24 protein-coding genes and 2 pseudogenes are annotated in these 16,331 nt (G+C 40.2%); 25 read left to right on the top strand and 1 reads right to left on the bottom strand.

Translation table 11 applies throughout. The annotated features are described in order from the left end of the window. Positions 1-4: 4 nt before the first annotated feature. From rpsS to FNZ60_RS04190, 25 genes and pseudogenes are all read left to right on the top strand, one after another. Entirely contained in the window at positions 5-283 is a 279-nt protein-coding gene (gene rpsS, locus FNZ60_RS04310) for a 30S ribosomal protein S19 (RefSeq protein ID WP_004855734.1), read from the top strand. Between the two features lie 2 nt (positions 284-285). Next, positions 286-675, top strand: coding sequence for a 50S ribosomal protein L22 (gene rplV / locus FNZ60_RS04305; RefSeq protein WP_100129420.1), 390 nt, complete (start codon positions 286-288; stop codon positions 673-675). After that, positions 675-1,385 carry a 30S ribosomal protein S3 gene (gene rpsC / locus FNZ60_RS04300; RefSeq protein ID WP_142416460.1) on the top strand — a complete coding sequence of 237 codons (711 nt, stop codon included), beginning with the start codon at positions 675-677 and terminating at the stop codon, positions 1,383-1,385. Before rplV ends, rpsC begins: the two co-directional genes overlap by 1 nt. Positions 1,386-1,421: 36 nt before the next feature. Next, positions 1,422-1,835 carry a 50S ribosomal protein L16 gene (gene rplP, locus FNZ60_RS04295; RefSeq protein ID WP_005773276.1) on the top strand — a complete coding sequence of 138 codons (414 nt, stop codon included), beginning with the start codon at positions 1,422-1,424 and terminating at the stop codon, positions 1,833-1,835. Between the two features lie 11 nt (positions 1,836-1,846). Beyond that, positions 1,847-2,047 (top strand): 50S ribosomal protein L29, encoded by a 201-nt coding sequence (gene rpmC / locus FNZ60_RS04290; protein ID WP_142416459.1) that lies wholly within the window; start codon positions 1,847-1,849, stop codon positions 2,045-2,047. Between the two features lie 11 nt (positions 2,048-2,058). Next, positions 2,059-2,298: a 30S ribosomal protein S17 gene (gene rpsQ, locus FNZ60_RS04285; RefSeq protein WP_142416458.1), complete on the top strand. Its 240-nt coding sequence runs from the start codon at positions 2,059-2,061 to the stop codon at positions 2,296-2,298. A gap of 143 nt (positions 2,299-2,441) precedes the next feature. Next, positions 2,442-2,810 carry a 50S ribosomal protein L14 gene (gene rplN / locus FNZ60_RS04280; RefSeq protein ID WP_004855715.1) on the top strand — a complete coding sequence of 123 codons (369 nt, stop codon included), beginning with the start codon at positions 2,442-2,444 and terminating at the stop codon, positions 2,808-2,810. 11 nt (positions 2,811-2,821) lie between these two features. Continuing rightward, positions 2,822-3,136, top strand: a complete 315-nt coding sequence (gene rplX, locus FNZ60_RS04275) for a 50S ribosomal protein L24 (RefSeq protein WP_142416457.1) — start codon at positions 2,822-2,824, stop codon at positions 3,134-3,136. Continuing rightward, complete coding sequence (gene rplE / locus FNZ60_RS04270) at positions 3,129-3,686, top strand: 50S ribosomal protein L5 (protein ID WP_142416456.1); 558 nt, start codon at positions 3,129-3,131, stop codon at positions 3,684-3,686. Before rplX ends, rplE begins: the two co-directional genes overlap by 8 nt. 24 nt (positions 3,687-3,710) lie before the next feature. Continuing rightward, on the top strand, positions 3,711-4,016 hold the full coding sequence (gene rpsN, locus FNZ60_RS04265) for a 30S ribosomal protein S14 (RefSeq protein WP_120122467.1): 306 nt from the start codon (positions 3,711-3,713) through the stop codon (positions 4,014-4,016). Positions 4,017-4,030: 14 nt separating this feature from the next. Then, entirely contained in the window at positions 4,031-4,429 is a 399-nt protein-coding gene (gene rpsH / locus FNZ60_RS04260) for a 30S ribosomal protein S8 (RefSeq protein WP_142416455.1), read from the top strand. Between the two features lie 39 nt (positions 4,430-4,468). Further along, positions 4,469-5,002, top strand: a complete 534-nt coding sequence (rplF, locus tag FNZ60_RS04255; RefSeq protein ID WP_142416454.1) for a 50S ribosomal protein L6 — start codon at positions 4,469-4,471, stop codon at positions 5,000-5,002. Between the two features lie 12 nt (positions 5,003-5,014). Further along, positions 5,015-5,377, top strand: a complete 363-nt coding sequence (rplR, locus tag FNZ60_RS04250; RefSeq protein WP_142416453.1) for a 50S ribosomal protein L18 — start codon at positions 5,015-5,017, stop codon at positions 5,375-5,377. Positions 5,378-5,489: 112 nt separating this feature from the next. Next, complete coding sequence (gene rpsE / locus FNZ60_RS04245) at positions 5,490-6,038, top strand: 30S ribosomal protein S5 (RefSeq protein WP_142416452.1); 549 nt, start codon at positions 5,490-5,492, stop codon at positions 6,036-6,038. Between the two features lie 31 nt (positions 6,039-6,069). After that, positions 6,070-6,276 (top strand): 50S ribosomal protein L30, encoded by a 207-nt coding sequence (rpmD, locus tag FNZ60_RS04240; protein WP_142416451.1) that lies wholly within the window; start codon positions 6,070-6,072, stop codon positions 6,274-6,276. Positions 6,277-6,296: 20 nt separating this feature from the next. Next, positions 6,297-6,764, top strand: a complete 468-nt coding sequence (gene rplO / locus FNZ60_RS04235; protein ID WP_142416450.1) for a 50S ribosomal protein L15 — start codon at positions 6,297-6,299, stop codon at positions 6,762-6,764. Between the two features lie 161 nt (positions 6,765-6,925). Then, complete coding sequence (gene secY, locus FNZ60_RS04230) at positions 6,926-8,272, top strand: preprotein translocase subunit SecY (RefSeq protein ID WP_142416484.1); 1,347 nt, start codon at positions 6,926-6,928, stop codon at positions 8,270-8,272. Next, positions 8,269-8,847 (top strand): adenylate kinase, encoded by a 579-nt coding sequence (locus FNZ60_RS04225; protein ID WP_142416449.1) that lies wholly within the window; start codon positions 8,269-8,271, stop codon positions 8,845-8,847. The genes secY and FNZ60_RS04225 overlap by 4 nt, the downstream gene beginning before the upstream one ends. A gap of 180 nt (positions 8,848-9,027) precedes the next feature. Then, positions 9,028-9,396: a 30S ribosomal protein S13 gene (gene rpsM, locus FNZ60_RS04220; protein ID WP_142416448.1), complete on the top strand. Its 369-nt coding sequence runs from the start codon at positions 9,028-9,030 to the stop codon at positions 9,394-9,396. A gap of 115 nt (positions 9,397-9,511) precedes the next feature. Next, complete coding sequence (rpsK, locus tag FNZ60_RS04215; protein ID WP_005773294.1) at positions 9,512-9,901, top strand: 30S ribosomal protein S11; 390 nt, start codon at positions 9,512-9,514, stop codon at positions 9,899-9,901. Between the two features lie 95 nt (positions 9,902-9,996). Beyond that, positions 9,997-11,010: a DNA-directed RNA polymerase subunit alpha gene (locus FNZ60_RS04210; protein ID WP_142416447.1), complete on the top strand. Its 1,014-nt coding sequence runs from the start codon at positions 9,997-9,999 to the stop codon at positions 11,008-11,010. Between the two features lie 24 nt (positions 11,011-11,034). Further along, positions 11,035-11,463: a 50S ribosomal protein L17 gene (gene rplQ, locus FNZ60_RS04205; protein WP_142416446.1), complete on the top strand. Its 429-nt coding sequence runs from the start codon at positions 11,035-11,037 to the stop codon at positions 11,461-11,463. A gap of 269 nt (positions 11,464-11,732) precedes the next feature. Further along, positions 11,733-13,127 (top strand): DegQ family serine endoprotease, encoded by a 1,395-nt coding sequence (locus tag FNZ60_RS04200; RefSeq protein WP_142416445.1) that lies wholly within the window; start codon positions 11,733-11,735, stop codon positions 13,125-13,127. An 8-nt stretch (positions 13,128-13,135) separates the two neighbouring features. Beyond that, positions 13,136-14,455 carry a replication-associated recombination protein A gene (locus FNZ60_RS04195; RefSeq protein ID WP_142416444.1) on the top strand — a complete coding sequence of 440 codons (1,320 nt, stop codon included), beginning with the start codon at positions 13,136-13,138 and terminating at the stop codon, positions 14,453-14,455. Positions 14,456-15,001: 546 nt separating this feature from the next. Next, positions 15,002-15,871: pseudogene (locus FNZ60_RS04190) on the top strand (tyrosine-type recombinase/integrase); the annotation flags it as partial. Here the strand turns inward: FNZ60_RS04190 and FNZ60_RS04185 are convergent. After that, positions 15,867-16,136 (bottom strand): annotated as a pseudogene (locus FNZ60_RS04185) (Arm DNA-binding domain-containing protein); the annotation flags it as partial. The pseudogenes FNZ60_RS04190 and FNZ60_RS04185 overlap by 5 nt on opposite strands. Positions 16,137-16,331: the final 195 nt, after the last annotated feature.

Below are 16,331 nucleotides of genomic sequence, written 5' to 3'. Positions count from 1 at the left end.
TGAAGTGGTTCGTTCAGTTTGGAAAGGTCCGTTTGTTGACGGCTATCTTCTTGGTAAAGCAGAGAAGGTACGTGCAAGTGGGCGCAATGAAGTTATAAAAATATGGAGTCGCCGCTCTACTATTTTGCCGCAATTCGTTGGTTTGACTTTTGGTGTTTACAACGGCAATAAGCATATTCCTGTTTCTGTTTCTGAAGAGATGGTTGGACATAAGTTTGGTGAGTTTGCTCCTACCCGGACTTATTATGGTCATGGTGCCGATAAAAAAGCGAAGAGGAAGTAGGAATGGGAAAAGCTAAGGTTCCGCGCCAGCTTAAAGATAATGAAGCAAAGGCTGTCACACGAACAATTCGTGTTAGTCCGCAGAAGCTTAATTTAGTTGCTGCAATGATTCGTGGTAAAAGAGTTAATGTGGCATTGGCTGATTTGATGTTTTCGCGTAAACGTATTGCTGCTACGGTGAAAAAAACACTTGAATCAGCGATTGCGAATGCAGAAAATAACCACGATCTTGACATTGATTCGCTTATTGTGGCAGAGGCTTATGTTGGTAAGTCAATCGTGATGAAGCGCTTTCATGTTCGTGGTCGCGGACGTGCTAGTCGAATTGAGCGTCCATTTTCACATCTTACTATAATTGTTCGTGAAGTTAGCGAAAAAGTGGAGGCCGCATAATGGGTCAGAAGATCAATCCAATAGGACTTCGTCTTGGTGTTAATCGGACTTGGGATTCTCGTTGGTATGCTGATAGTGGTGAGTATGGGCGTCTTCTTCATGAAGATTTGAAAATTCGCTCATATGTGCTTGAAGAACTTAAACAGGCGGCTATTTCTAAAGTTGTTATTGAGCGTCCTCATAAAAAATGTCGTGTTACGATCCATTCAGCGCGTCCTGGTTTGATTATTGGTAAAAAAGGTGCTGATATCGAAAAGCTTCGTCGTAGGCTTTCAGAAATGACCAATGCTGAAACTTCATTGAATATTGTGGAGATTCGTAAACCGGAGATTGATGCTACGATTATTGCGCAATCAATTGCTCAACAGTTAGAGCGTCGTGTTGCTTTTCGTCGTGCCATGAAGCGTGCTGTTCAATCTGCTATGCGTCTTGGTGCGGAAGGTATTCGTATTAACTGTTCTGGTCGTCTTGGTGGTGCTGAAATTGCGCGTATGGAATGGTATCGTGAAGGTCGTGTTCCACTTCATACCTTGCGTTCTGATGTTGATTACGGTACAGCAGAAGCTAAGACTGCTTATGGTATTTGTGGTATTAAAGTTTGGGTCTTTAAGGGTGAGATTCTTGAACATGATCCGATGGCTTCAGAACGTCGTGCTACGGAAGCTGATCAATCTGGTTCTTCATCGAATCGTCGCCGCGAAAATGCTTAGTTTTTAAGATTGAACTAAAATTTGGAGTAGAGAACAATGTTGCAGCCAAAGCGCACAAAGTTCCGTAAACAGTTCAAGGGCCGTATTCACGGTGTTGCGAAGGGTGGTACGGATTTGAATTTCGGTGCCTACGGTTTGAAGGCTGTTGAGCCGGAGCGGGTTACTGCTCGTCAAATTGAAGCGGCACGTCGTGCGATTACACGTTACATGAAACGTTCTGGTCGTGTATGGATTCGCATTTTTCCAGATCTTCCGGTTACATCTAAGCCAACGGAAGTTCGTATGGGTAAGGGTAAGGGAAGTGTTGATTATTGGGCTGCACGTGTTGCTCCTGGGCGCGTCATGTTTGAGCTTGATGGTGTTCCTGAAGATGTTGCACGCGAAGCATTGAGGTTAGGTGCTGCAAAGCTACCTATAAAAACGCGTTTCATCCAGCGTATTGCTGAATAAAGAGGTTAGCGATGAGAGCCACAGAATTACGGGCGCAAACGCTCGACCAAATGAAAGATGAATTGGCTAAGTTAAAGAAAGAGCAATTTAATTTGCGCTTTCAAAAGGCAACAGGTCAATTAGAAAAGACCGCGCGTGTTAGGCAAGTTCGTCGAGATATTGCACGCATTAAGACTTTTCTTCGTCAAAGATTAAATGAAAGTAAGGTTTAAGGAAATAAGAGATGCCTAAACGCGTTTTGCAGGGTGTTGTTGTTAGCGACAAAAGCGATAAGACTATTGTTGTCAAAGTCGAGCGTCGTTATTCTCATCCGCTTCTGAAAAAGACTGTTCGGCAGTCTAAAAATTATAAAGCGCATGACGAGAGTAATCAATTCAAGATTGGGGATCAAGTTTCTATTCAGGAATCGAGACCAATTTCGAAAGATAAATGTTGGATTGTTGTGAAAGACAATGTAGCGTAATGGGCTAAGTTTATCGTTTTAGAATTTAACAGTGGTTTTTCGTTGGTAAATTTGAAGGCGATGACTTTATCGTTATTTGGCAGGCAAATCCGATTGTATAAAAGGTACAAGCGGGTATATATATTAAGAAAAGGTGGCCAGTCATGATTCAGATGCAAACAAACCTCGACGTTGCTGATAATTCGGGTGCTCGTCGTGTCATGTGCATCAAGGTGTTAGGCGGTTCAAAGCGGAAATATGCTTCGGTCGGTGACATTATTGTTGTTTCGGTCAAGGATGCTATTCCTCGTGGCCGTGTTAAAAAAGGTGATGTTATGAAAGCTGTTGTGGTGCGTACGGCTAAGGATATTCGTCGCGCAGATGGTAGTGTCATTCGTTTTGATAGTAATGCTGCGGTTTTAGTCGATAATAAAAAAGAGCCGATCGGTACGCGTATCTTTGGACCAGTTCCCCGTGAATTGCGTGGAAGGAATCATATGAAGATCATCTCGCTCGCTCCTGAAGTGCTGTAAAGGGTTCAATTATGCAGAAGATTCGAAAAGGTGATAAAGTTGTTGTTTTATCCGGTAAGGATAAAGGGTCTCGTGGTGAAGTAATTAAAGTTAGTCCAAAAGAGAATAAGGCTTTTGTCCGTGGGATTAATATGGTTAAACGTCATCAACGTCAAACGCAGAAGCAAGAAGCTGGAATTATTTCTAAAGAAGCTCCAATTCATCTGTCTAATTTGGCGATTGCTGATCCTAAAGATGATAAGCCTACACGCGTAGGCTTTCGTGTGAATGCAGATGGTAATAAGGTACGTTTTGCCAAGCGCTCGGGAGAGTTGATTAATGGCTGAGGAAAGACAAATACCGCGTATGAAAGCGCATTATTTTGAAGTGATCCGTAAAGCGCTTCAAGAGAAGTTTAATTACAAGAATGCCATGCAAATTCCGCGGGTTGATAAGATTGTAATTAATATGGGGATAGGTGAAGCAACGGCTGATTCGAAGAAGCCTTCCCTTGCCGCTGAGGATTTAGGACTCATAACCGGTCAAAAGGCTGTTGTTACCCGTGCGCGCAATTCTATTGCGACCTTTAAGGTTCGTGAAGGAATGCCACTTGGGGCAAAAGTGACATTGCGTAAAGATCGTATGTTTGAGTTTTTGGATCGTCTTATTACGATTGCTCTCCCTAGGGTTCGTGACTTTCGTGGGTTAAATCCAAAGAGTTTTGATGGTCGTGGCAATTTTGCTATGGGTATTAAAGAACACATTGTGTTTCCAGAAATCAACTATGATAAAGTTGATCAAATTTGGGGCATGGATATTATCGTTTGTACGACAGCAAAAACGGATGATGAAGCGCGTGAGTTATTGCGTGCTTTTAATTTCCCTTTTCGTTCGTAACGGCAAACGTAGCGAGGTGAAATTATGGCCAAAGTAAGTGCCGTTGAAAAAAATAAGCGTCGTGAAGTGATGGTGAAGCGTTATGCTGCACGTCGTGCACGTTTGAAAGCAATAGTGATGGATCAGAAAGTTTCTCTTGAGGAACGTTTTAAAGCTTCTGTTCAATTAGCAGAATTACCGCGTAATTCTTCGAAAGTTCGTGTTCGTAATCGCTGTGAGGTTTCAGGTCGTCCTAGGGCTTATTATCGTAAGTTAAAAATGTCACGGATTGCATTGCGTGAACTTGGCTCTATTGGCCATATTCCTGGTATTGTAAAGTCTAGTTGGTAAGAGGAGATTATTTAATGTCTATATCAGATCCTCTTGGTGATATGTTAACGCGTATTCGTAATGCACTTAGTCGTAAAAAAAGCAAAGTCGTTACACCAGCTTCAAAGCTTCGTGCACATGTTCTTGATGTTCTTCAGGCGGAAGGTTATATTCGTGGATATCATCAAATAGATTTAGGTGATGGAAAAGCTGAGCTTGAAATCGAATTGAAGTATTTTGAAGGCCTGGCAGCTATTCGTGAGATTTCACGCGTATCAAAGCCTGGTCGTCGTGTGTATGTTTCTGCTAAATCGCTTCCACAGGTGGCAAATGGTCTCGGTATTTCGATTTTATCGACTCCTAGAGGCGTTATGGCGGATCATGAAGCGCGTGAACAGAATGTTGGTGGAGAACTCCTTTGTCGTGTTTTCTAAGTGTGTCCAAGAAAACGGAAGAAAAAGTAGGTTAGAACAATGTCTCGTATTGGAAAGAAACCCATTTCAGTTCCTTCTGGGGTTACTGCTACTGTTGAAGGTCAGCTTGTTAAGGCAAAAGGTCCAAAAGGTGAACTCAGTTACGTCGTTAATGATGAAGTCTTAGTCAAGTTTGAGGAAAATGTTATATCTGTTATGCCGCGTGATCAGTCAAAAGATGCACGATCTAAATGGGGTATGTCACGCTCAATGATTGAAAATATTTTTTGTGGTGTGAAAGATGGTTTTGAAAAGAGATTGGAGATTAATGGGGTTGGTTATCGTGCTGCTATGCAGGGTAAGGATATTCAACTTTCTCTAGGCTTTTCTCATGATGTGGTTTATAAAGTTCCATCGGGTGTGACTGTAACTGTTCCTAAGCCTACAGAGATTGTTGTTTCTGGGATTGATAAACAGCAAGTTGGACAAGTTGCAGCGGAGATTCGCGAATATCGTAGACCTGAGCCTTATAAAGGTAAAGGTGTTAAGCATGCCGATGAACGTATCTTCCGTAAAGAAGGTAAAAAGAAATAAGGATTTTGTATTATGGTTTCATCTAAGGACATTATCCAGCGTCGTGCAAGGCGTGTTCGTCGTAGAATCAAGATGGTTTCTCGTGATCGTCCTCGCTTGAGTGTTTATCGTTCAAATCAAAACATCTATGCTCAGGTTATTGATGATTTACGAGGATGTACACTTGTTTCGGCTTCTACTCTTGAAAGTGATTTGAAAAAATCATTAAAAAGTGGTGCTGATAAAGAAGCCGCTTTTGCTGTTGGTAAGTTAATTGCTGAGCGTGCTAAACAAGCTGGTGTTAATGAAGTGGTTTTTGATCGTGGGGCCTATGTGTATCATGGTCGCATTAAAGCTTTGGCTGAAGCTGCTCGTGAAGGTGGTTTAAACTTTTAAAGTTTTCTATTTATTGAATGAATCAGGATACTTTAGAATATTTCATCTAAGTTCTTCTGATTGGATGAGGAACTTTGTTATCGTGCTTCCGGAAAAGAAAAAGGAATGAGGAATGGCACAAAAAGAACGTAATGATAGAGAAGAACGCGATAATGAATTTGTCGATAGGCTTGTTCATATTAATCGTGTTGCTAAAGTTGTAAAGGGTGGGCGGCGTTTTGGTTTTGCTGCTCTTGTTGTCGTTGGAGATCAAAAAGGGCGTGTGGGTTTTGGACATGGTAAAGCCCGTGAAGTTCCAGAAGCTGTTCGTAAAGCGACAGAATCTGCAAAGCGTGGGATGATTTATGTTCCACTTCGGTCTGGACGTACATTGCATCACGATCTTGAAGGTCGTCATGGGGCTGGGCGTGTTTTGCTTCGTTCAGCATCTGCTGGTACTGGTATCATTGCTGGTGGACCAATGCGTGCTATTTTTGAAGCCCTTGGTATGCAAGATGTTGTTGCAAAATCACTAGGATCGTCGAATCCTTATAATATGGTTCGTGCGACATTTGATGCATTGAAGCATCAAATGCACCCGAGAGATATTGCTGCTCAACGTGGTATAAAATATTCGACTTTGCAGGCGCGTCGTCGTCATTTAGTCGATATAGAAGGGTAGTTTCTGAGATTATCAGAAAAGGAATTAGGAAATGGTTCAGAAAAAATCTCAGAGTGGTAAAACTGTGACGGTAGAGCAAATTGGGAGTTCGATTCGAAATTCACGGATTCAGCGTGCGACCTTGAAGGGGCTTGGACTCAATAAGATACGTCGGCGGCGCGTTTTGGAAGATACACTTTGTGTGCGGGGTATGATTGCTCAGGTTCGGCATCTTGTTCGCGTTATAGATGAAGGTTAAAAGTTGCAGGAGTATTAGATATGAAACTCAATGAACTGCGTGATTGCGAAGGCGCAACAAGAAATCGTAAACGTGTTGGACGTGGTATTGGTTCGGGTATTGGTAAGACGGGTGGCCGCGGTGTAAAAGGGCAAAGATCGCGCTCTGGTGTTTCTCTTAATGGTTTTGAAGGTGGGCAAATGCCTATCTATCGCCGTTTGCCAAAACGTGGATTTAGAAATTTCTTTGCTAAAACCTACAATGAAGTTTCACTGGGACGTATTCAGTTAGCTGTTGATTCAGGTAAGTTGAATATTGAAAAGCCGGTTGATATGATTGCTTTGAAAGAGGCTGGTATTATTCGTCGTGAAAAAGATGGGATTCGTCTTCTTTCTGATGGTGATTTGAAAGCTAAGGTTATCTTTCATGTTTCTGGTGCTTCACAAGCTGCTCGTGCTAAGATTGAAAAAGTGGGTGGCCAGGTTATTTTTCCTGATGTTGTTCGATAATTTTTTTGATATGAAGAGTGATTTAAAGAAGAGGACATCTATTCTTTTAATTATTTTATGAAGAATTGTTTCAGTCCAGCTATTATTTGTGTATAAAGATATAAGTTTTAGGATTATACTTCTGTGATTTAAAGAACTGGAGTGTGAAGTGGAGACGTTTTATGGCATCAGCAGCAGAGCAATTTGCTTCCAATATAAACTTCGGTACCTTTTCGCGTGCAACTGAATTAAAGAAACGTATCTGGTTTACTCTGGCGGCGCTTCTTGTCTATCGTTTTGGCACTTATATTTCTCTTCCAGGTATTAATATTGATGCTTTGCGGCAAACATTTGAACATCATGCATCAGGAGTCTTAGGACTTTTTAATATGTTTGCTGGAGGCGCTGTTGGGCGTATGGCGATTTTTGCACTTGGTATTATGCCTTATATATCGGCATCTATTATTGTGCAGTTGTTAACATCTATTATTCCTTCTTTGGAAATGCTTAAAAAGGAAGGGGAGTTAGGTCGTAAGGTTATTAATCAATATACGCGTTATGTAACAGTCGTGTTGGCTATTTTGCAAGCTTTTGGTATTGCGGTTGCACTGGAAAGCGGTATAGGGACGGGGCTTCAAATTGTTATAGAACCAGGTCTTATGTTTCGTATCTCTTCTGTTATCACGCTTGTTGGTGGGACGATGTTTCTCATGTGGCTTGGTGAGCAAATTACGTCACGCGGTGTTGGTAATGGAGTTTCTCTCATTATTTTTGCAGGGATCGTCGCCAATTTTCCTTCTACTTTTGCTCAGCTTTTGACCGCGCATAGTCAGGCGGATTTATCAACTTTTCTTTTAATAGGAATTGTTCTTATTGCTGTTTTGGTTATCGGACTTATTGTTTTTATAGAGCGTGCACAACGGCGAATTCTTATTCAGTATCCAAAACGTCAGGTTGGTAATCAAATACTTCAAGGTGATATGTCGCATCTTCCTTTAAAGTTGAATACTGCTGGTGTTATCCCACCTATTTTTGCTTCATCTTTATTGTTATTACCTGCTACTATTAATAATTTTTCTGATAAAATGCCGCAATGGGTTCAAGCGATTTCTTATTCTCTTGGTCATGGACAGCCACTTTATATGATTGTTTATGCGTTTTTAATGGCGTTTTTTTGCTTTTTTTATACGGCTATTGTGTTTAATCCAAGTGATACTGCAGATCAGTTGAAAAAACATTCTGGTTTTATTCCAGGGATTCGTCCAGGTGAGCGTACAGCTGAATATATTGATTACGTTTTGACGCGTATTACTGTTGTAGGTGCTCTTTATATTATCTTGGTTTGTTTACTCCCTGAATTTATGATATCTGCATTACAAGTTCCTTTTTATCTTGGGGGGACGTCCTTGTTGATTGTTGTGACTGTTACTCTTGATACGGTTGCGCAAATTCAAGGGCATCTTGTTGCGCACCAATATGAAGGGTTGATAAAAAAATCAAAACTTCGTGGAGGTCGAAGAAATCGATGAGAGTTGTTCTTTTAGGTCCTCCTGGAGCAGGAAAAGGGACGCAGGCTAAAATGTTAACTGAGGAATATAATATTCCTCAGTTATCAACAGGCGATATGTTGCGTGAGGCCATTGCCAGAGAAACGGAAGTTGGTAAAAAAGCTAAAGCTGTTATAAGTTCTGGCGCTTTGGTTCCTGATAGTATTGTTAATCAAATCGTATCAGATCGGATTGATGAAGCTGACTGTATAAACGGTTTTATTTTGGATGGATATCCAAGAACTGTAGGACAGGCAGAAGTGTTACAACAGATCCTTGAGTCAAAAAATATGCGGCTTGATGCTGTTATTGAGTTGTGTGTTGATGAAAACGTATTAATTGAGCGTATGAAAAAGCGTGTTCAAGAGACAATAGAGGCTGGTGGACAGGTTCGTTTAGATGATAATCCTGTTGCTTTTGCAAAAAGATTAGTAGAATACCGTGAAAAAACAGCACCCGTATCAAAATTTTATTCAGAGAGAGGAATTTTGAAGGTCATTGATGGAATGATTGGTGTTGCTGAAGTAACGCGTATGATTAAAGGTTTTCTTTTATGAGATTTTTTTTATAAGGAAATGAAAAGAGTTGACTTTTGAGATAAAATCTATCACAAACAACTTTAGTTTATTTCAGTTAATTAAGCGGATTCGGAAGGGTTTTGTTCTGAGTCTATTCTTTTTCGTAAGGTACATCAGGTATTTTATAATAATTTGTCAACATAACTAAGGAGAGTAGGCGTGGCTCGTATCGCTGGCGTCAATATCCCGACAAATAAGCGTGTAATTATTGCGCTTCAATATATTCACGGGATTGGACCAAAATTTGCTCAAGAAATTATTGAAAAGGTTGGCATTCCCACGGGACGTCGTGTGCATGAGCTTTCGGATGCTGAGGTTTTGCAGATTCGTGAGGCAATAGATCAGGGATATCAAGTTGAAGGTGATCTTCGTCGTGAAGTCGCTATGAATGTTAAACGTTTGATGGATCTTGGTTGTTATCGTGGATTGCGTCATCGTCGATCTTTGCCTGTTCGAGGACAGCGTACACATACGAATGCTCGTACCCGTAAGGGGCCAGCTAGAGCAATTGCTGGTAAGAAGAAATAAGAATCTTTATGAAAGGTTTTTATATATTCTATTTCTTGTTAAAGTTGGTTTAACACGGAAAAGAAGGTGGAGCTGCTGATATTACGGCAGTGATGAGATCGTTGAAAGGAAAAATATGGCCAAGGAAGCCACACGTGTTCGTCGTCGCGAACGAAAGAATATTTCATCAGGTGTTGTGCATATTAATTCAACATTTAATAATACAATGATTACGATTACTGATGCTCAGGGAAATGCGATTGCATGGTCATCTGCTGGGGCTCAAGGGTTTAAAGGTGCACGTAAATCTACACCTTTTGCTGCTCAGGTTGCTGCGGAAGATTGTGCGAGAAAAGCACAAGAACATGGTATGCGTTCTTTGGAAGTTGAAGTTTGTGGTCCTGGGGCAGGGCGTGAATCTGCTCTACGTGCATTGCAATCTGTTGGGTTTGTCATTACTTCTATTCGTGATGTAACACCAATTCCTCATAATGGATGTCGTCCGCGGAAAAGGCGGCGTGTTTAATTGGGTGTTATTTTTTTGTTATCGGAGATTTCTCTGATGTTCACATTGGTCGTTACGATTGAATGGTAACGGAACTAAAGAACGGGAATAAAAATATGATCCAGAAAAACTGGCAGGAACTTATTAAACCCAATAAGGTTGAATCATGTAAGCATGATAATCCAAATATTACAAGTGTCATTGCTGAGCCTCTTGAACGAGGATTTGGCTTGACATTAGGAAATGCGCTTCGTCGTGTGTTGTTATCTTCGCTTCGTGGTGCCGCTATTACTGCTGTACAGATTGATGGTGTTTTACATGAATTTTCATCAATCCCAGGCGTTCGTGAGGATGTTACAGACATTATTTTGAATATAAAGGAAATTGCACTTCGTATGCAAGAAGAAGGGCCTAAACGTGTTGTTGTTTATAAAGAGGGGCCTGGTGTCGTAAGAGCGGGAGATATCAATACCGTTGGAGATATGGAAATTCTCAATCCAGATCATGTTATCTGTACCTTGGATGAAGATGCTGAAATTCGTATGGAATTTATTGTCAACACAGGAAAGGGCTATGTTCCCTCTGATCGTAATTATGTTGAGGATGCCCATATAGGACTTATTCCGATTGATAGTCTTTATTCGCCAATTCGTAAAGTATCTTACAAAGTGGAAAATACACGTGAAGGTCAAGTTCTCGATTATGATAAATTGACATTAACGATTGAGACAAATGGGGCTGTTCATGGGGAAGATGCTGTTGCTTTTGCCGCACGTATTCTTCAGGATCAACTATCGTTATTTATTAACTTTGAAGAACCACAGAAGGAGCCTGTTGAAGAAGCTGATTCTGAGCTTTCCTTTAATCCTGCACTTCTCAAAAAAGTGGATGAATTAGAACTTTCCGTTCGTTCGGCAAATTGTCTTAAGAATGATAATATTGTTTATATTGGTGATCTTATTCAAAAAACAGAATCTGAAATGCTTCGGACCCCCAATTTTGGTCGTAAGTCATTGAATGAGATTAAAGAGGTTTTGGCATGTATGGGGTTGCATCTTGGGATGGAAATTTCAGCATGGCCGCCTGAAAACATTGATGATCTTGCTAAACGCTATGAAGATCAGTATTGAAATTAGAATTTAAGGAGAAGGCTTATGCGCCATAGTAAGTCAGGACGCAAGTTGAATCGGACTGCTAGTCACCGTAAAGCGATGTTTGCAAACATGGCAACTTCGTTGATCGAGCATGAGCAGATTGTGACAACCCTTCCAAAGGCTAAAGAAATTCGTCCTATTGTTGAAAAACTCGTTACTCTTGGTAAACATGGCGGTTTGCATGCGCGTCGACAAGCGATTGCAGCACTTCGTGATACAGGAAAAGTTGCAAAGTTATTTGATATTCTTGCACCACGTTATGCATCACGCAACGGTGGATATTTGCGTATTATGAAAGCGGGGTTTCGTACCGGTGATAATGCACCTATGGCTGTTATAGAATTTGTTGATCGTGATGTTGAAGCGAAGGGAGCAGGGGATCGTGCTCGTATGGAGGCTTCAGAAGATAAAAAGGGAACTTCTTCGTAAAGTTTTCTTATTCTGTTGAATTTTTTAAAGGCCGCCTTGTTATGGGCGGTTTTTTTGATGCGTATTTTTTTAAGTTTGTTTTTATTCAAAAAATAGATGGGGAGAGAAAATTATAGGATATTGAATTATTTGATTTTTATAATATTTACTGCTTAAATGGGTTGTTTTTATTCTCTATTATGAAATATTAATAGAGTTCTTTGCGGGGATGCATTTTAAAAATTCTATGAATCTTCAACGAGTGGGCTGATTTTGTAAGGAGTAGATTTATGAGGTATTCTTTTGGGGTGCGGCTTTTTTTTGTGATTATGGTTCTAATATCGTTTGATCATGTATATGCTCATGTTCCTCAAACACAAAAGGAAATCACTCTTTCATTTGCTCCTTTAGTTAAAAAGACAGTTCCATCTGTCGTCAATATTTATGCAGCTCGACAAATTAGAGCGCGATCTCCTTTTGATGGTGATCCATTTTTTGAGCAATTTTTTGGTCGTTTGCAAAATAATTTTCCTGTTCGTAAGCAATCATCATTAGGATCAGGGGTTATTGTTGATAAGCGTGGTTTGATTGTTACAAATTACCATGTTATTAAAGATGCAAGCGAAATTAAAGTAGCTTTTTCTGATGGGCGAGAGTTTGAGAGCAAGGTTGTGCTTAAAGATGAAGCAACAGATATTGCTATTTTGGAAGTTGATGCAAAAGATACTCTGTTTTCTGTTCTCCCTTTGGGGGATTCTGATGCTGTTGAAGTGGGTGATCTTGTTCTGGCTATTGGTAATCCTTTTGGTGTTGGTCAAACGGTTACAAGTGGTATTGTTTCAGCGCAAGCGCGTACACGTGTTGGGATTTCTGATTTTGACTTTTTTATTCAAACAGATGCTGCTATTAACCCAGGAAATTCTGGTGGCGCTTTAATTGATATGAAAGGTCAATTAATTGGAATTAATACGGCTATTTATTCGCGTTCCGGTGGTTCTGTAGGGATTGGTTTTGCTATTCCGGTTAATCTGGTAAAAGTGATGCTTGAGACTGTTAAACGCGGTGGAAAATATTTTGTACCGCCTTATATTGGGGCGGCTTTTCAAAATGTTACACCTGATATTGCGAGTGGTTTAGGCTTGGAACGTCCCTATGGTGCTCTTGTTATTGAAGTTAGCAAAGACAGTCCTGCTGAAAAAGCCGGCTTAAAAGTAGGTGATGTTATTTTGAGTGTGCAGGGGATACGCGTTGATAGTCCAGATGGTCTTGGCTATCGTTTGATGACAGCGGACGTTGGGCATAGTCTTGCTTTAGAATATTTACGAAGTGGAAAAACTTTAAAGACACAGATAACGGTTGAATCAATATCGGAAACTGCATTTTTAAAATCTGAAAAAATTATAGGTGAAAGTCCTCTTGCTGGTGCTGAAGTGTTAGATTTAACACCGCAAAATAGTCGGCGTTTTCATCTTCCTATATTGGCAAAAGGTGTGGTGATTGCCAATTTTGATGAGATGAGTAATGCTGCGGGAATTTTTCGGCCCGGAGATATTTTACGTGTTGTGAATGGGTATAAGATTCAAACAGTTCATCAGTTGAAAAAGATTCTGATGAAAACGCGTTCGCGTACTTGGCAATTGGAATATGAACGTGATGGTATGTATATTCGTCAATTTATTCGTTGAGGTTTTTTTTGAAGAAAGATTTTTTTACTTCGTCATTTGATCCTAAAGTTAATAAAAATCAGCCCCTTGCAGAAAGAATGCGTCCTTGTTCTCTTAATGAAGTTGTAGGACAAAAGCATTTAATTGGAGAGGATGGTGTGCTTTCACGGATGGTAGCAACAGGCTCAATTGGATCGATGATTTTTTGGGGTCCTCCAGGGACAGGAAAAACAACAGTTGCACGTTTATTAGCACTTGAAACAAATTTCGCGTTTGAACAAGTTTCTGCTATTTTTACAGGCGTTTCCGAGCTTAAAAAGATTTTTGAAGTTGCACAGAGGCGTTTTATGTCTGGGAATAAAACGCTTCTCTTTGTTGATGAAATTCATCGCTTTAATCGTGCACAGCAGGATAGTTTTCTTCCAGTGATGGAAGAGGGTACTGTTATACTTATCGGTGCAACAACTGAAAATCCTTCTTTTGAGCTTAATGCTGCTCTTCTTTCGCGTGCACGGGTTTTAACATTTCGTTCTCATGATCATGAAAGTTTGGCTATGCTTTTGAAGCGTGCTGAAGAGATGGTAGGAAAGTTTCTTCCCTTGGATGATGGGGCCAGAGACGTTTTGATAGGGATGTCTGATGGTGATGCACGGGCAGCATTGACATTAGCAGAGGAAGTTTGGTCCGTTGTGCGTTCGGGAGAGATTTTTGATGCTAGTGCTTTGCAAAAAATTATTCAGCGTCGTGCATCCATTTATGATAAAGGACGAGATGGGCACTATAATCTTATTTCAGCATTACATAAATCCGTTCGTGGTTCTGATCCTGATGCGGCGCTTTATTATTTAGCACGTATGTTGGATGCTGGTGAAGATCCTCTCTATATTGGGCGAAGATTGGTTCGTATGGCTGTTGAAGATGTTGGTTTGGCGGATCCACAGGCTCTTGTTATTTGTAATGCGGCAAAAGACGCTTATGATTATTTAGGATCACCAGAAGGAGAGTTGGCTTTGGCAGAGGCATGTCTTTATGTTGCCACTGCACCAAAGTCAAATGCGACATATCTCGCGTATAAAGCTGCACTGCGTTGTGCACAAAAAAATGGTTCTTTGCCACCTCCTAAACATATCCTTAATGCCCCGACAAAATTGATGAAGGAGGAAGGGTATGGAGAGGGGTATTGTTATGATCATGATGAACCCGACGCTTTTTCAGGACAAGAATATTTTCCTGAAAAACTTGGGCGTCAGAGTTATTATAAACCCGTTGAGCGTGGATTTGAGCGTGAAATTGTAAAACGTCTTGAATGGTGGAAACAATTGCGCAAAAAACGTAAAAATCAACAATAAAATTTGAGTTAAAACATATTTTTATTGATCTTGGATTTATTTTTTTAATCCTTCATGTCATTGTATGAACAATTTAGTTTATATTTTAAACATTTATAGCATTGCTCGTAGAGCATTTTTTTTGATTTCTTCAAAATACATATCTTTTTATGGATTCAAATTTAAATTAAGTCATTCAATTCTTAAGATCTTTATTTTTGTGATTTTGATTTTAATTGAGTAATATATTGATATATATATATGGGTTATCCACTGTTTTGTATGGTGAATGCGAGCTCCAAATACCATATGATTCTTTCATTCTAAATCTAATCAATCAAAACTATTTGCTTATCTGTTATAAGCGGGATTAATGTGTGGTAATAAACTCAACAAGATATTGATTTATAATGATAATTTAGCGTTGTTCACATTGAATGAGAACCCCGAATAACGTAAGATTCTCCCATTTCAAATCTCTTTATCTTGAATCAATCAAAACCACTCATTTGCGCATAACAAGCGGGATAGGTGTGTGGATCAAATTTGTATAAGAAAGGAGTAAAAGTGGTTCTTATGAATCGTCTTAATGCAAGATCTGTCGCAACATTGGGAGCTGGCAAATATAATGATGGTGCCAGTTTGTTACTCCATAAGCGTAAAGATGGTGGTGCTCAATGGATTTATCATTATACCATTCACGGGCGGCGCCGCGAAATGGGCTTGGGTGCTTTAAGAGATGTTTCTTTAAAACAAGCCCGTGAATTGGCAACGGGGTGGCGTTCTGTTTTACGTGAGGGGCGTGCCCCCATTAAAGAACGTGAGAAACAAAAGCGTGCAGCAATCAATAACCTCCATTATCTAAAAGCCATTGCCTTAGATGCTTTTGAAAGTCGTAAAGCTGAATTAAAAGGAGATGGCAAGGCTGGGAACTGGTTTCTACCTTTACAACTTTATGTTCTCTCCAAATTAGGCTGTATGCCCATTTCAGAGATTACACAAACAGAGATACGCAATGTACTTGCTCCCATATGGCATACAAAAGCTGCAACAGCAAAGAAAGCAATAAATCGTCTTAATCTTTGTCTTAAACATGCGGCTGCCTTAGGATTGGATGTTGATTTACAAGCAACAATAAAAGCACGTGCTCTGTTAGTGAAGCAACGCCATAAAGCACAAAACATACCTGCAATGGATTGGAAAGATGTTCCTGCCTTTTATCAGTCACTCTGTAAAACAATAACAATGACACATTTGGCATTACGTTTGCTTATTTTGACAGGCGTGCATACACGTCCTTTGCGTTATATGCGTGAAGATCAGATTAATGGAGATATATGGACAATTCCTGCTGAAAATATGAAAGGAAAGCGTGATACCACAACAGAATTTCGTGTGCCCTTATCATCAGAGGCATTAGAAATTCTCAAACACGCTTTTGTTTTTCACGTTCTTTAATGGGGTCACGCCTTTCACGTAAAATAGAACGCCACCCCGTTGCCAATTCACGGGCTTGTTTTAAAGAAACATCTCTTAAAGCACCCAAGCCCATTTCACGACGGCGCCCATGAATGGTATAACGGTAAATCCATTGAGCACCACCATCTTTACGCTTATGGAGTAACAAGCCGGCACCATCATTATATTTGCCAGCCCCCAATGTTGCAACAGACCTTGCATTAAGACGGTTCATAAGAGCCATTTTAAATCCTTTCTTATACAAATTTGATCCACACACCAGCCCTGCATATGACGTGCAAGCAAGTGATATTAATTAATTCAATATGAGAGGGTTTGGAATGCGAAAACCTTACTATATTCGGTGTCCTAATGCAATATGCAAAACAGTAAATTATATATAAAAATCAATGTGTTGCCAGAACCCGACGTCCTTATA

The sequence above is a fragment of the Bartonella massiliensis genome, from assembly GCF_902150025.1.
Lineage (GTDB): Bacteria > Pseudomonadota > Alphaproteobacteria > Rhizobiales > Rhizobiaceae > Bartonella > Bartonella massiliensis.
The sequence above is the reverse complement of the archived record's forward strand: the minus strand, read 5'-3'. Positions and strand labels throughout refer to the sequence as shown.

Coding starts and splice junctions, on each gene's coding strand:
- rpsE (WP_142416452.1), top strand. CDS start 5,490: ATGGCACAAAAAGAACGTAATGATAGAGAAGAACGCGATAATGAATTT.
- rpsQ (WP_142416458.1), top strand. CDS start 2,059: ATGCCTAAACGCGTTTTGCAGGGTGTTGTTGTTAGCGACAAAAGCGAT.
- rplR (WP_142416453.1), top strand. CDS start 5,015: ATGGTTTCATCTAAGGACATTATCCAGCGTCGTGCAAGGCGTGTTCGT.
- rpmC (WP_142416459.1), top strand. CDS start 1,847: ATGAGAGCCACAGAATTACGGGCGCAAACGCTCGACCAAATGAAAGAT.
- rpsN (WP_120122467.1), top strand. CDS start 3,711: ATGGCCAAAGTAAGTGCCGTTGAAAAAAATAAGCGTCGTGAAGTGATG.
- rplQ (WP_142416446.1), top strand. CDS start 11,035: ATGCGCCATAGTAAGTCAGGACGCAAGTTGAATCGGACTGCTAGTCAC.
- FNZ60_RS04210 (WP_142416447.1), top strand. CDS start 9,997: ATGATCCAGAAAAACTGGCAGGAACTTATTAAACCCAATAAGGTTGAA.
- rplO (WP_142416450.1), top strand. CDS start 6,297: ATGAAACTCAATGAACTGCGTGATTGCGAAGGCGCAACAAGAAATCGT.
- rplP (WP_005773276.1), top strand. CDS start 1,422: ATGTTGCAGCCAAAGCGCACAAAGTTCCGTAAACAGTTCAAGGGCCGT.
- rplX (WP_142416457.1), top strand. CDS start 2,822: ATGCAGAAGATTCGAAAAGGTGATAAAGTTGTTGTTTTATCCGGTAAG.
- rplN (WP_004855715.1), top strand. CDS start 2,442: ATGATTCAGATGCAAACAAACCTCGACGTTGCTGATAATTCGGGTGCT.
- rplF (WP_142416454.1), top strand. CDS start 4,469: ATGTCTCGTATTGGAAAGAAACCCATTTCAGTTCCTTCTGGGGTTACT.
- rpmD (WP_142416451.1), top strand. CDS start 6,070: ATGGTTCAGAAAAAATCTCAGAGTGGTAAAACTGTGACGGTAGAGCAA.
- rplE (WP_142416456.1), top strand. CDS start 3,129: ATGGCTGAGGAAAGACAAATACCGCGTATGAAAGCGCATTATTTTGAA.
- rpsC (WP_142416460.1), top strand. CDS start 675: ATGGGTCAGAAGATCAATCCAATAGGACTTCGTCTTGGTGTTAATCGG.
- rpsK (WP_005773294.1), top strand. CDS start 9,512: ATGGCCAAGGAAGCCACACGTGTTCGTCGTCGCGAACGAAAGAATATT.
- FNZ60_RS04225 (WP_142416449.1), top strand. CDS start 8,269: ATGAGAGTTGTTCTTTTAGGTCCTCCTGGAGCAGGAAAAGGGACGCAG.
- rplV (WP_100129420.1), top strand. CDS start 286: ATGGGAAAAGCTAAGGTTCCGCGCCAGCTTAAAGATAATGAAGCAAAG.
- secY (WP_142416484.1), top strand. CDS start 6,926: ATGGCATCAGCAGCAGAGCAATTTGCTTCCAATATAAACTTCGGTACC.
- FNZ60_RS04200 (WP_142416445.1), top strand. CDS start 11,733: ATGAGGTATTCTTTTGGGGTGCGGCTTTTTTTTGTGATTATGGTTCTA.
- rpsH (WP_142416455.1), top strand. CDS start 4,031: ATGTCTATATCAGATCCTCTTGGTGATATGTTAACGCGTATTCGTAAT.